Origin of the sequence: Trabulsiella odontotermitis (assembly GCF_001188485.1) — a bacterium.
In the GTDB taxonomy this organism is placed as follows: Bacteria; Pseudomonadota; Gammaproteobacteria; order Enterobacterales; family Enterobacteriaceae; genus Trabulsiella; species Trabulsiella odontotermitis_A.
The window spans coordinates 63,224-76,396 of sequence record NZ_JNGH01000023.1; the positions used below are offsets into that span (position 1 = coordinate 63,224).

Annotated in this window: 8 protein-coding genes and 5 pseudogenes; 1 reads left to right on the top strand and 12 read right to left on the bottom strand. The window is 56.7% G+C overall.

Features of this window, described 5'->3' with window-relative positions; genetic code table 11:
• Positions 1–110 precede the first annotated feature (110 nt).
• Positions 111–1,148 carry an oxidoreductase gene (locus GM30_RS01445; RefSeq protein ID WP_049847192.1) on the bottom strand — a complete coding sequence of 346 codons (1,038 nt, stop codon included), beginning with the start codon at positions 1,146–1,148 and terminating at the stop codon, positions 111–113.
• Positions 1,149–1,483: 335 nt separating this feature from the next.
• A complete protein-coding gene (gene ggt, locus GM30_RS01450; protein ID WP_155483895.1) occupies positions 1,484–3,226 on the bottom strand; it encodes a gamma-glutamyltransferase in 1,743 nt (580 codons plus the stop codon).
• 125 nt (positions 3,227–3,351) lie between these two features.
• Between ggt and GM30_RS01455 the strand changes: the two are divergent.
• Positions 3,352–3,718 (top strand): annotated as a pseudogene (locus GM30_RS01455) (DUF2756 family protein).
• Here GM30_RS01455 and GM30_RS01460 read toward each other — a convergent pair.
• The 10 genes and pseudogenes from GM30_RS01460 to livK all read right to left on the bottom strand — a co-directional run bounded on the left by GM30_RS01460 (position 3,715) and on the right by livK (position 13,063).
• Positions 3,715–4,150: pseudogene (locus tag GM30_RS01460) on the bottom strand (glycerophosphodiester phosphodiesterase family protein). The pseudogenes GM30_RS01455 and GM30_RS01460 overlap by 4 nt on opposite strands.
• On the bottom strand, positions 4,147–5,199 hold the full coding sequence (locus GM30_RS01465) for a sn-glycerol-3-phosphate import ATP-binding protein UgpC (RefSeq protein ID WP_049847194.1): 1,053 nt from the start codon (positions 5,197–5,199) through the stop codon (positions 4,147–4,149). Before GM30_RS01465 ends, GM30_RS01460 begins: the two are co-directional and overlap by 4 nt.
• Before the next feature lies 1 nt (position 5,200).
• Positions 5,201–6,046, bottom strand: a complete 846-nt coding sequence (gene ugpE, locus GM30_RS01470; protein WP_049847195.1) for a sn-glycerol-3-phosphate ABC transporter permease UgpE — start codon at positions 6,044–6,046, stop codon at positions 5,201–5,203.
• Positions 6,043–6,930, bottom strand: a complete 888-nt coding sequence (gene ugpA / locus GM30_RS01475; RefSeq protein WP_049847196.1) for a sn-glycerol-3-phosphate ABC transporter permease UgpA — start codon at positions 6,928–6,930, stop codon at positions 6,043–6,045. The genes ugpE and ugpA overlap by 4 nt, the downstream gene beginning before the upstream one ends.
• A 100-nt stretch (positions 6,931–7,030) precedes the next feature.
• Positions 7,031–8,183, bottom strand: a pseudogene (gene ugpB / locus GM30_RS01480) (sn-glycerol-3-phosphate ABC transporter substrate-binding protein UgpB).
• 194 nt (positions 8,184–8,377) lie between these two features.
• Positions 8,378–9,091, bottom strand: a complete 714-nt coding sequence (gene livF, locus GM30_RS01485) for a high-affinity branched-chain amino acid ABC transporter ATP-binding protein LivF (RefSeq protein ID WP_072091762.1) — start codon at positions 9,089–9,091, stop codon at positions 8,378–8,380.
• 1 nt (position 9,092) lies between these two features.
• Positions 9,093–9,857 (bottom strand): high-affinity branched-chain amino acid ABC transporter ATP-binding protein LivG, encoded by a 765-nt coding sequence (gene livG / locus GM30_RS01490; RefSeq protein ID WP_049847197.1) that lies wholly within the window; start codon positions 9,855–9,857, stop codon positions 9,093–9,095.
• Positions 9,854–11,030 (bottom strand): annotated as a pseudogene (locus tag GM30_RS01495) (high-affinity branched-chain amino acid ABC transporter permease LivM). Before GM30_RS01495 ends, livG begins: the two are co-directional and overlap by 4 nt.
• A pseudogene (gene livH / locus GM30_RS01500) lies at positions 11,027–11,919 on the bottom strand (high-affinity branched-chain amino acid ABC transporter permease LivH). The pseudogenes GM30_RS01495 and livH overlap by 4 nt, the downstream one beginning before the upstream one ends.
• Positions 11,920–11,953: 34 nt before the next feature.
• Positions 11,954–13,063 (bottom strand): high-affinity branched-chain amino acid ABC transporter substrate-binding protein LivK, encoded by a 1,110-nt coding sequence (livK, locus tag GM30_RS01505; protein WP_049847198.1) that lies wholly within the window; start codon positions 13,061–13,063, stop codon positions 11,954–11,956.
• Between the last annotated feature and the right edge of the window lie 110 nt (positions 13,064–13,173).

A 13,173-nucleotide genomic window follows, 5' to 3' on the forward strand; every position in this document is an offset into this window, starting at 1 on the left:
TGTTCGTTTCGATGGGATAAGTGTGGACCCGATCGTCCTGGGATCATAGAGGGTGAAAATTGACTCCTCTGTTCAAAAAATATGAACAAGCGCAGAGGAGCCAATAAAGCTTATTTTGCGAGGGTTACGGTGGCAGGAGACGCCTGCTCGAACCCGCGTTCGAGGATTTCGAGGTTGGTGAGAACTTCAGATTCCTTGACGTAATTCGGGCGGCCATTGGCAAGGGTGTCATACAGCGCATCATACACGCGGCCATAGTCGCCAGTTTCCGGCAGCACTTCTTCGCGCACCGTGATCCCGTCGTCGTTGAGGTATTCCAGCTCACCGATGCTGTCATCCGCCGCAAAGCCCGGTTCGCCCGGCATGATATTCGCTTTCAGGCTGGTTTCCTGCTGGTCGATACCGTATTTCAGGTAAGAGCCTTTGGTGCCATGCACGATAAATTTGGGATAGTCGATTTTCACCAGATGACTGGTTTTGACGATCGCTTTCAGGTTGCCATAGAACAACTGCGCTTCAAAGGTATCGTCCGGGTTCGCGTGATTGCGCAGGCTGCGGATGTCGTACGCGACGTGGTCCGGGCGGCCAAACAGCGAAATGATCTGATCCATGGTATGCACGCCAAGACCGTAAAACGAGCCGTCCTGCGGCAGACCCGGTTTGGTCTCCGCCACCGGACGGTAGTAGTCGAAGTGGCTTTCGATTTCGACGATGTCGCCCAGCTTGCCGCTCTCAATCACTTTTTTCGCGGTCAGGAAGCAGGAGTCAAAGCGGCGATTCTGATACGGCGTCACCGTCAGGCCTTTGCTTTGCGCCAGTTCAAACAGCACTTTCGCTTCGGCCATCGTCGGGGTAAACGGTTTTTCCACCAGTACGTTTTTCCCCGCTTCCAGCGCGCGTTTCGCATACTCAAAATGGCTGTCGGCGTGCGTGCAGACGATCACCAGTTTGACCTGCGGATCGTCAAACACGTCGTTAAGATCGCTGGTGAAATGGATGTGGGAATACTGCGGATGCTGCTCTTCCGGCTTCGCGCTACGGCGGTAGATATGCGCCACATGCCAGCTGTTTTTACGGTTAAGAACGTAAGGGAGATGATATCGGGTGGTGCTTTTACCAAAACCGATAAATGCGCAATGTAAGGTCATGGTGCGGTCCTTTTTTAAGGTGACTGCCACATACCTTAGCGCAAGATGACGGATAGTGTCTCACTCGAATGCCCGCGCATCAGCCGGATGTGTACACAGAGTACGTGAGGATAGCGAGCACTTCCCTGGAACAAACTGACAAGTAAGCCAGGCTGAAACGAAAAAAAAAAGCCAGCACCCGGCTGGCTATAAAATAATACTGGAAGCAATGTGAGCAATGTCGTGCTTTCAGGTTATCCCGTAGAGGTCTCCCTGAACGCATGACAATAATAATCATTATCATTCGCACTTGTCTATCTCTTTTTTGCAAAAAAGAGCGGTTGGCACTGATTTCGTTAATACCCCGCCGTTAAATCATCTGGTGAACGGGGATCCGACGCGCCATACAGCGTGCCGTCCGGCGCGATCATAATGCTCTGGGTGCTGCCCATCGCCGCTTTCACTGCCACTTTTTGCCCCTTCTGCTCCAGCGCTTTCAGCGTGTCCGGGCTAAAGCCTTTCTCCACCCACAGCTCGTCCGGCAACCATTGATGGTGGAAGCGCGGCGCGTTGGTCGCTTCGGCGACATTCATCCCAAAATCGATGCTGTTGACCACCATTTGTAGCACGGTAGTGATAATTCGGCTGCCGCCCGGGCTGCCGGTCACCAGCCAGGTTTTGCCGTCTTTCACGACAATGGTCGGCGACATCGACGATAGCGGTCGTTTCTTTGGCCCGACAGCGTTGGCGTCACCGCCCACCAGCCCGTACACGTTCGGCACGCCAGGCTTGGCGGAGAAATCATCCATCTCGTTGTTCAGCAAAATACCGGTATTCCCGGCCACAATCCCGGTACCAAACGTCGTGTTGAGCGTGTAAGTCACCGCCACCGCGTTGCCGTCTTTATCGACCACGGAAAAGTGGGTGGTCTGATTGCTTTCATATGGCGCCAGCTTGCCGGGGCGGATTTCGCTCGACGGTCTGGCCTTGTTGATATCAATCTCATCGGCAATCGATTTGGCGTAGGCCTTGCTGGTCAGCGCCTGCCACGGTACCTTCACGAAATCCGGGTCGCCGAGGTATTCCGAGCGATCGGCGTACGCGCGCTTCTCCGCTTCTGCCATCAGTTGCATCGCGTCGGCACTGCCGAAGCCGTATTTATGCAGGTCGAAGTTTTCCAGAATGTTGAGGATCTGCACGATGTGAATACCCCCGGATGACGGCGGTGGCATGGAGAAGACCTGATAACCGCGATAGTCGCCGCTGATCGGCGTGCGCTCGACGGCTTTGTAACCTGCCAGATCCGCTTTGCTAATCAGTCCGCCATTTTTCTGCATTTCTTCGACAATCTGGTCGGCAATCGCCCCCTTGTAGAACGCATCCGGGCCGTTCTCAGCAATCATTTCGAGGCTTTTTGCGAGGTTTTTCTGCACCAGCTTGTCGCCTTTCTTCAGCGGCTCGCCGTTTTTCCAGAAAATGGCTTTGCTGTTTTCATGGTTGGGAAGCACTTCGCTGCCGTAGGTTTTGAGATCGTCCGCCAGCGCGTCGTTCACTACAAAGCCCTCTTCTGCAAGTTTGTGCGCCGGACGGATCACTTTATTCAGCGGCAGGGTGCCGTATTTTTCCAGCGCCAGCGAGAAGCCCGCGACGGTGCCCGGCGTACCGGACGCCAGCGGCGAAGTGAGCGATTTTTTGCTGTCCGGATTGCCCTGATCGTCAAGGAACATGTCGCGCGTGGCCTGTTCCGGCGCGATTTCGCGGAAGTCGATGGCGGTGGTTTTACCGTCTTTGGTGCGCAGCATCATGAAGCCACCGCCGCCGAGATTCCCCGCCTGCGGATGGGTGACAGCCAGCGCATAGCCAACGGCCACGGCGGCATCTACCGCGTTACCGCCCTGCTGCAGAATATCGACACCCACGCGGGTCGCGATGGCATCCACAGACGACACCATACCCTGCTGCGCGCGGACAGGATGAAACACATCCTCTTCCACACCATAGGACACCGGCGGCGCGGCAGGGGGCGTCGCCGTGGCGGTAAACGTGCCTCCCGCCAGCAGGGCAGCGATCGCCACCCCACGCAAAAAAGAAGATTTCATCATTGTTATTCTCCAGGTGATAAGATCGATGCTCCGGCTTAAGCCTGGTTCACAACTCCTAAAAAATCATCGTTATGGCTGAATCAGGGTAAACTTAAGAGAGGCCTCAGAAGGAGGGAATGAAAATGAAACGTCTGTTATTGATAACGGCGTTACTGCCGTTCGCCGCACTGGCGCAGCCCCTGAACACCACCAATAACCCCAATCAGCCGGGCTATCAGATTCCCAGCCAGCAGCGGATGCAAACCCAGATGCTTAACCAGCAGCAACAGCAGAAAGGGATGTTAAATCAGCAGCTTCAGACGCAAACCCGTCATCAACAGCAGCATCTGCAAATGCAGATGAATGACAACGCGCGTCCGACAGGGCCAGCCGCGCGAGCAGATCCTGCCGAATAACAACGGGGGAATGCTGAACAGTACGACGCAGGACAGCGGTCAGCAGCACATGCTGCCGTCACGTCAGAACGGCGACATGCTGCAAAATCCTTAAGGTTCGAAATCTGCGCCGATGACGTCAATCGCATCGGTGCAGATGCAGTCCACGCCCCAGAGCAAGAGTTCCGACGCGCGCTGGGGTTTATTGACGGTGTATACCAGAATGCGCAGCCCGGCCGCTTTCAGCAGGCTCACCCGTTCTTCATCCAGCAGTTTGTGATTCAGGTGAATCGACACGCAGCCGAGCCGCGTCNNGGCCTGCGCCGCTTCCAGCGCGTCAATATCGAACGACGAGAGCAGCGGCGCGGTCATGCCCTGCCACAGTTCACGCGCCGCCCGCGCGACGACGCTGCCGGTCAGCGGCCCGGTGCCGGTGGTCGGTTTAATTTCGATGTTGACCATCATGCCCTGCTCACGGCAGNTTTTCCGGTGCCAGTTTACCGCCGCCCCGGTGGGCGACGATGTGTGGATAAGGCCAGTAGCTCATATGCGTTGTCCTGTTTCTCCATCAAACAGGTGCAGATGATTCTCCGCCAGATGCAGCCACAGCGTGCTGCCCGCCTGCGGGCGCTGTTGATGCGGCAAACGCACCACCAGCTTTTGCTCCCCCCAGCGACCGTGCGCCAGGTTATCTGCACCCAGAATCTCCAGCGTATCCAGTACCATCGGGATACCGCCTTCCGCCTGCGAGCTTAACGCAATATGTTCCGGACGGATACCCAGCGTCATGTTGCGCCCCGCGTAACCGCGGAATTGCCAGTTGATCGGCAGCGCCATGCCGCTCTCCAGCTCAAAATGGGTGCCCGCCTGGCTGATGCGCCCGTCCAGCAGGTTCATCGCCGGGCTGCCGATGAAGCTCGCCACGAAGCGCGAGGCCGGNNTCCCAATTTGCTCAGCGATGCCTTTGTTCATCACCATCACCCGCTGCGCCAGCGTCATCGCTTCCACCTGATCGTGGGTGACGTACAGCGAGGTGGTATTCAGACGGCGGTGCAGCTGTTGCAGCTCAAGGCGCATCTGCACGCGCAGTTTGGCGTCGAGGTTTGACAGCGGCTCATCAAACAAAAACACCGCCGGATCGCGCACGATGGCGCGCCCCATCGCCACACGCTGGCGCTGACCGCCCGAAAGCTCGCGCGGGCGGCGCTTCAGCAAACCGTCCAGCTCGAGAATACGCGCTGCTTCCTGCACGCGCCCGGCGATATGCGCCTTGCCCATGCCGCGAATTTTCAGGCCCCAGGCCATGTTCTCTTCCACGCTCATGTGCGGATAGAGCGCATAGTTCTGGAACACCATCGCGATACCGCGATCTTTCGGCTCCATTTCGGTGACGCGCTGGCGGTCAATCCAGATATCGCCGCTGGTAACGCGCTCAAGCCCGGCCACCATGCGCAGCAGTGTGGATTTTCCGCAGCCGGACGGGCCGACCATCACGATAAATTCACCGTCGGAAACATCAACGGTTAATGGCTGGATCACCTGCGTTTTGCCGCCATCCCAACTTTTGCTTACTGCCTGTAATTTCAATCCAGCCATCTTATTTCTCACTGTCCACTAAACCACGCACGAACGCGCGCTGCATGGCTAAAACGATAATAACGGGGGGAATGAGCGTGAGCAGCATCGCTGCCATCACCTGATTCCAGAGCGTGGTGCCTTCACCGTTGGAGATCATCCCTTTGATGCCCGCCACGGCAGTACCGAGATTGACGTCCTGAATGATCAGCAGCGGCCACAGATACTGGTTCCAGCCGTAGATGAAGGTGATCACGAACAGCGCCGCGAGGTTGGTTTTCGACAGCGGCAGCACGATGTCGCGGAAAAAGCGCATCGGCGACGCGCCATCAATGCGCGCGGCTTCAATCAGCTCGTCCGGCAGCGTCATGAAAAACTGGCGGAACAGGAAGGTGGCGGTGGCTGACGCCATCAGCGGCAGCGTCAGGCCAGTGTAGCTGTCGAGCATATCCAGCCGGGCGATCACTTCCACGGTCGGGAAAATACGCACTTCCACTGGCAGCATCAGGGTGATGAAAATCATCCAGAAAAACAGGTTACGCAGCGGAAAGCGGAACCAGACGATGGCAAACGCGGAGAGGATCGAAACAGCGATTTTGCCCACCGTGATACCGAACGCCATGATGAAACTGTTGAGCATCATCAGCCAGAACGGTGCGCTGTTAACGCCAACCCCCTGCTGCCAGATGGTCGCCATGTTCTCCAGCAGATGCGTTCCCGGTACCAGCGTCATCGGCGTAGCGAACACCGCGTTGTTGTCGAGCGTGGCCGCGACAAATGCGACGTACAGCGGAAACAGGATCACCGCAATACCGAGGATTAACATTGTGTGGCTGAATATCGTCAGCCCGCGGCGATGCTCAATCATTGGTAACGCACCTTGCTTTCAACGTAGCGGAATTGCACCACCGTCAGGACAATCACCAGCATCATCAACACCACCGACTGCGCGGCAGAGGCGGAGAGATCGAGCCCGGCGAAGCCTTCACGGTAAATCTTGTAGATAAGCGTGGTAGTGGCCTGCACCGGGCCGCCCGCGGTGGCGGCATCGATCACCGGGAAAGTATCGAAGAAGGCGTAGACCAGGTTCACCACCAACAGGAAAAAGCTGACCGGCGCAATCAGCGGCAGCGCCAGTTTGAAGAAACGGCGTACCGGTCCGGCACCGTCAATGGCGGTGGCTTCGACCAGCGAGCGGGGAATTGACTGCAACGCGGCAAAGAAGAACAGGAAGTTATAGCTTATCTGCTTCCAGACCGAGGCGAACACCACGAGGAACATCGCCTGGCTGCTGTTCTGCGCATGGTTCCAGTCGTAGCCGAATTCACCGAGAAAATGGGTGATGAGCCCGCGTCCGGGGTTAAAGAGAAAGATCCACAGCACGGCGGCCACGGCAGGCGCGACCGCGTAAGGCAGCAGCATCAGCGTCTGATATAACCGGCTGCCGCGTACCACATAATCGACTAGCGCCGCAAAAAACAGCGACACCAGCAGGCCGCTGACAGTCACCAGCGCGCTAAATTTGATGGTAGTCCAGAAAGAATCCAGATAGTAAGGGTCGTGAAACAGCGCGACGAAGTTATCCAGGCCGACAAACTGGCTGGAGAGCCCGAACGGATCGACGCTTTGCAGGGAGTACCACAGCGCTTCGCCCGCAGGCCAGATAAAGAAAATGACGGTAATCGCCAGTTGTGGTGCCACCAGCAAATACGGCAGCCAACGCGAGCGAAACACCGGACGGGATGAGGACATTGAGATTCGGTTCCTGAAAAGCGCCGGATGGCGCTACGCTTATCCGGCCTACAGATTCGTGTAGGCCGGGTAAGGCGAAGCCGCCACCCGGCATTTCACATTACGATTTGGTCGACTGCTCAAAGCGACGCAGCAGCTGATTGCCACGCTCGACGGCAGCGTCCAGCGCCTGCTGAGGTGTTTTCTTACCGGTCCAGACGCTTTCCAGCTCTTCATCCACCACGGTACGGATCTGCGGCATGTTGCCCAGACGCAGCCCTTTGGTGAACGGTAACGGCGGCTTGTTCAGCATCTGACGGGTGGCGATATCCGCACCCGGGTTTTTGTCGTAGAAGCCCTGCTGACGGGTCAGGTCATACGCGGCTTTGGTGATCGGCAGGGAGCCGGGTTTCTGGGCCATAGTTGAATTTGGCGTAATGACGAATATCCGCCAGTGAACCGGACGAAGCGGTGGTAATGGCGCAGTCACCGTTGTAGAACTTCTCGGTAGACTCGTCTTTACGGCCGAAGTAGCTGAAATCGCCTTTCTTGTTCAGTTCTTCGAGCATCGCGATGTGTTTCACCTGCTCCGGCTTGTTGAATTCCAGTACCGCGTCGGTACCGTCAAAACCGTTATTTTTGGTGGCGACCGGCAGACCGTGCCAGGCGCTGAAGTTTTCAATCTGGATCCAGCCCTGCCAGCCGCTGGCGTAACCGCACTTCACGCCTGCCGCTTTCAGTTTCGCCGTATAGGCCGACAGATCCTGCCAGGTTTTCGGCGGCTGTTCCGGATCTAAACCGGCTTTTTTGAAGGCATCTTTGTTGTAGTACAGCACCGGCGTGGAGCTGTTGAACGGCTGAGACAGCAGGTGACCCGTTTTTGAATCGGTGTAGTAACCGGAAACGGTCGGGACGAACTGCGACTCATCAAATTTGATATTGGCGTCGCTAAACACTTCATACACCGGTTTGATCGCTTTGGACGCCATCATGGTGGCGGTGCCAACTTCATAAACCTGTAACAGGGCGGGGGCGTTACCGGTACGGAACGCAGCAATACCCGCGCTCAGGCTTTGTTCATAATTGCCTTTATAAACCGGCACAATTTTGTAATCCGGGTTGGCCTGGTTGAAACGTTGCGCCAGGGAGTCAACTTCTTTTCCCAGTTCCCCTTCCATGGAATGCCAGAACGGAATCGTGGTTTCTGCCAGCGCGTGCCCGGCAAATGCCAGACTGAGCGCCAGTCCTAACGCTGTATGTCGTAACGAAGTCATTCGGTTATCTCTCTTGTTGTGCCGGATGCGCGGAATCACGCGATTAATGCTCGCGAGGTAACATGACACGCCCGAATGACAGAAAAATAACTTTTTAGTTACAAACAGATGACAGAAGAGCGGAAGAAAAATGATGAATTGGTGACGAAGAGATGTAGGCCCGGCAAGCGTAGCGCCTCCGGGCAATTTAAGATTTACCCGCCTAAATACGCACTGCGTACCGCTTCGTTTGCCAGCAACGCGTCGCCGGTATCTTCCAGCACTACGTGACCGTTTTCCAGCACGTAACCGCGATCGGCGAGTTTCAGCGCCTGGTTGGCGTTCTGCTCGACGAGGAAAATAGTCATGCCCTGATCGCGCAGTTGCTCGATGGTATCGAAAATCTGCTGGATGATGATTGGCGCCAGACCCAGCGACGGTTCGTCCAGCAGCAGCAGGCGCGGCTGGCTCATCAACGCACGGCCAATCGCCAGCATCTGCTGCTCGCCACCGGACATGGTGCCCGCACGCTGCAACCGACGTTCATGCAGACGCGGGAAAAGCTCGTAAACCCACTGGATGCGCGTCTGATACTGATCACGGTCGGCGAAGAAACCGCCCATCGCCAGGTTTTCCTCCACCGTCATGCGTGAAAAGACGCGACGGCCTTCCGGCACAATCGCCACCGCTTCGCGCATGATTTTTGCGGTTTGCCAGTCGGTAATGTCTTTACCGTCGAACACAATCCGCCCGCTGGTGGCGCGCGGGTCACCGCACAGCGTACCGAGCAGCGTGGTTTTCCCCGCGCCGTTCGCGCCAATGAGCGTGACAATTTCGCCCTGATTAATATGCAAACTGACGTTATGCAGCGCCTGAATTTTACCGTAGTGAGCGCTGACCCCGTCAAAAGACAACATGACTTTTTCCATCTTATGCTTCACCCAAGTAGGCGCGGATCACGTCCGGGTTATGACGAATTTCTTCTGGCGTACCTTTCGCCAGCGGCGTGCCCTGATTCACGACGTAAATACGATCGGAAATCCCCATCACCAGTTTCATATCATGCTCAATCAGCAGAATGGTGGTGTTGTGATGGCTGCGCAGCTCGGCGATAAGTTCGTCCAGCTCTTTGGTTTCTTTCGGGTTAAGCCCTGCCGCTGGCTCGTCGAGCATCAGAATTTCCGGCAGCGTCACCATGCAGCGGGCAATCTCCAGACGACGCTGGTCGCCATAGGCCAGGTTGCTCGCCTGACGGTTGGCGTGCGCCAGCAGACCGATACGCTCAAGCCAGGCGGCGGCGCGATCCAGCGATTCACTCTGCGCACGGCGGAACGCCGGGGTTTTCAGCAGACCGGAGAACACCCCGGTTTTCAGTTGTTGATGTTGCGCCACCAGCAGGTTTTCAATCACCGTCATTTCACGAAACAACCGCACGTGCTGGAAGGTCCGCACCACGCCCATGCGGGCAATCTGCTGACCTGACATACCCTCGAGGTGCTGCTCGCGCAGGCGAATAGTGCCGCCAGTCGGTTTATAAAAACCGGTCAGACAGTTGAATACGGTGGTTTTGCCCGCGCCGTTCGGCCCAATCAGCGAAACGATTTCCTGCGGATACAGCTCCAGCGACACGTTGTTGACCGCCAGCAGGCCGCCGAAGCGCATCGTCAGGCCATCAACGGATAATAATGGACTCATGCCTGCTCTCCTTTCGCTTGCCCGTTTTTCAGTTTCATCTGCACACGGGTCATCGGCAATAAGCCCTGCGGACGCCAGATCATCATCAGCACCATCAAACCACCCAGCATCAACATGCTGTACTCATTGAAATCACGCATCAGCTCGCGCGATACCACCAGCAGGATAGCCGCCAGAATAACCGCAAACTGAGAACCCATCCCGCCAAGCACCACAATCGCCAGCACAAACGCCGATTCGGCGAAGGTGAAGGATTCCGGGCTGACGAAACCCTGACGGGCGGCGAACAACGTTCCGGCGAACCCGGCAAATGCGGCGCTGATGGTGAACGCCGTCAGCTTGATGCGCGTCGGGCTCAGGCCCAGCGAGCGGCAGGCGATTTCATCTTCACGCAACGCTTCCCACGCGCGACCCAGCGGCATGCGCAGCAGGCGGTTAATGACGAACAGGCTCAGCACCACTAACAGCAGCGCCACCAGATAGAGGAACACCACGCGATCGGACGGGTCATACTTCACGCCAAAGAAGTTGCTGAAGGTATCCCAGCCGCCTTCGCGGGCGGTACGGCTGAATTCCAGGCCGAACAGGGTCGGTTTCGGGATTTGGCTGATGCCGTTCGGACCACCGGTGATTTCGGTGTTGTTGAGCAGCAGAATACGCACGATTTCACCGAAGCCGAGCGTCACAATCGCCAGGTAGTCACCGCGCAGACGCAGTACCGGGAAGCCGAGCAGGAAGCCCGCCAGCGCCGACACCAGCCCGGCGAGCGGCAGACAGGTCCAGAAGCCGAGGCCGTAATAGTGGNATGATGTAAATCATCGTCAGGGTGGCGATATCGACCGTGCCGCGGGAAACCATAAACGGCCAGGCGACGGCAATCACCAGCAGCGCGATTAAAAACAGCTTCTGTTTTACCGAGGAGCCATCGATCGCCGGCAGAATAAACTTCGGCCCGGAGACGCTTTTCAGGGCGTTCGTAAACAGCGGGCGCAGCAGCTGGAAGAAAAAGACCACGGCGGTGCCGATGAACACCCACTGCCAGCGGATGTCTGACGCCGAGCCCACCACCAGTTTGGTGCCGTCCAGCCCCAGCTGAACGCCCATAAACACACCGGCCAGGATGAAAAACATGACTGCCGAAAGCAGCGCCATCGCAAAATGCATCGGTTTCATACTTTTTCTACCTCCGGGCGACCCAGGATGCCGGTTGGCATCACCAGCAGCACCAGAATCAGCAGCGCAAACGACACCACGTCTTTATATTCGGTACTCAGATACGCCGAAGAGAGCGCTTCCGCCACGCCGAGGATCAGCCCGCCGATCATCGCGCCCGGAATACTGCCGATCCCGCCCAGCACCGCGGCGGTAAAGGCTTTCATGCCTGCCATAAAACCGATGTACGGGTTGATAACGCCGTAGAACTGGCCGAGCAACACGCCCGCCACCGCCGCCATCGCCGCGCCGATCACANAAGCAGGCTCGCCATTTTCAGGTCTTCCGCGCAGGCGCGGCAGGCGCGTCCCATGCGTGAGTAGCGAATAAATACCGTCAGCGCCAGCATGGCAATGAACGTCACCACCCAGATAACCAACTGCATGGTGGTGATGGAGGCAGAGAAATGTTCGCTGCTGCCTACCACCCACTGACCATCGACCAGGTTCGGCAATGCGATGTCGCGTGAGCCTTCCGTCAGGCTGACGTAGTTTTGCAGGAAGATGGACATCCCGATGGCGGAGATCAGCGCGATCAGACGCTTGGAGCTGCGCACCGGGCGGTAAGCCACTCGCTCAATGCTCCAGCCGTAGGCGCTGGCGATGATAATCGCGCCGACAAACCCGGCGGCAATCAGCAGCCAGCTGGCGTCGATACCCAGCATCATCAGCGCGGCGATGATCATGAACGAGACATAGCTGCCGATCATGTACACCTCGCCGTGGGCGAAGTTGATCATGCCGATAATGCCGTACACCATGGTGTAGCCGATAGCGATCAGCGCATAGGTGCTTCCCAGCGTGACGCCGTTAAACATCTGCTGCAAAAAATAGAGGAACTGCTCGGACATAAAGTAACCTTTTCAACCCTACAGAACGGGATAATCATTTGGCTGCGGTTGACGAACCGTCGGCATGCCACTGGAAAACACCAAACTCAAATCCCTTCAGATCGCCTTTTTCATCCCAGTTCAGCGGCCCAATCACGGTATCTGCACCGTGAGCTTTCAGATCCTTAATCAGATCCTGCGGTTCTTTGCTGTCCGTACGCTCCATGGCGGTCGCCAGCGACTGCACGGCGGCGTAGGTGATCCACACATACGGACCGGTCGGATCTTTTTTCTCTGCTTTCAACGCATTAACAATAGCGCTGTTCGCCGGATCCTGGTCATAACGTTTCGGCATGGTCACCAGCATGCCTTCCGCAGCATCACCCGCGATGTTGGAGAGCGACGCGTTACCCACGCCTTCCGGTCCCATAAACTGGGTTTTCAGGTTGATCGAACGCGCCTGGCGCAGCATCTGGCCCATTTCCGGGTAATAACCGCCGTAATAGACGAAGCCGATATTTTCTTTCTTCAGGCGAGAGACCAGGGCGGAGAAATCTTTTTCCCCGGCGGTGATGCCGTCAAAAAAGACCACGTTGGCGCCGCCCTGCTTGAGGCCGTCCTGCACCGAGCGCGCCAGCCCTTCGCCGTATTGTTGCTTGTCGTGGATGACGGCAATGCGTTGCGGTTTCACTTGCTCAAGAATGTATTTCGCTGCGGTCGGTCCCTGAGAAGAGTCGAGCCCGGCGGTACGCATGATGAACTGGTAGCCACGCTGGGTCAGCTCCGGGTTGGTTGCCCCCGGCGAAATCATCAGAATGCCTTCGTCTTCGTAGATATCCGACGCTGGCTGTGTGGAAGAGGAGCAGAGATGGCCGATGACAAATTTAATGCCGTCGTTAACCACTTTGTTGGCGACAGCAACGGCCTGCTTCGGATCGCAGGCGTCGTCGTATTCAACGCCGACCAGCTTGTCGCCTTTGATGCCGCCGTTGGCATTGATGTTCTTGATGGCTTCCCGCGCACCATTGAATTCCATATCGCCCCATTGAGCTACCGGGCCGGACATTGCACCAACAACTGCCACCTTGATTTCGTCTGCCATGGCAGCCTGTGACATCGCCAGTGCGATCATCCCCGCGATCACTGTCTTCGCGTTCCTTTTCATTTTTCAAACCCCGTTCGTGATGTCTGTGAATTTCTTGTAATTATGTGGTTAAAAATCATGCTGTATTTTTATTGCACAATTCTATTTTTACCAGTTTCTTTAATGGTTTA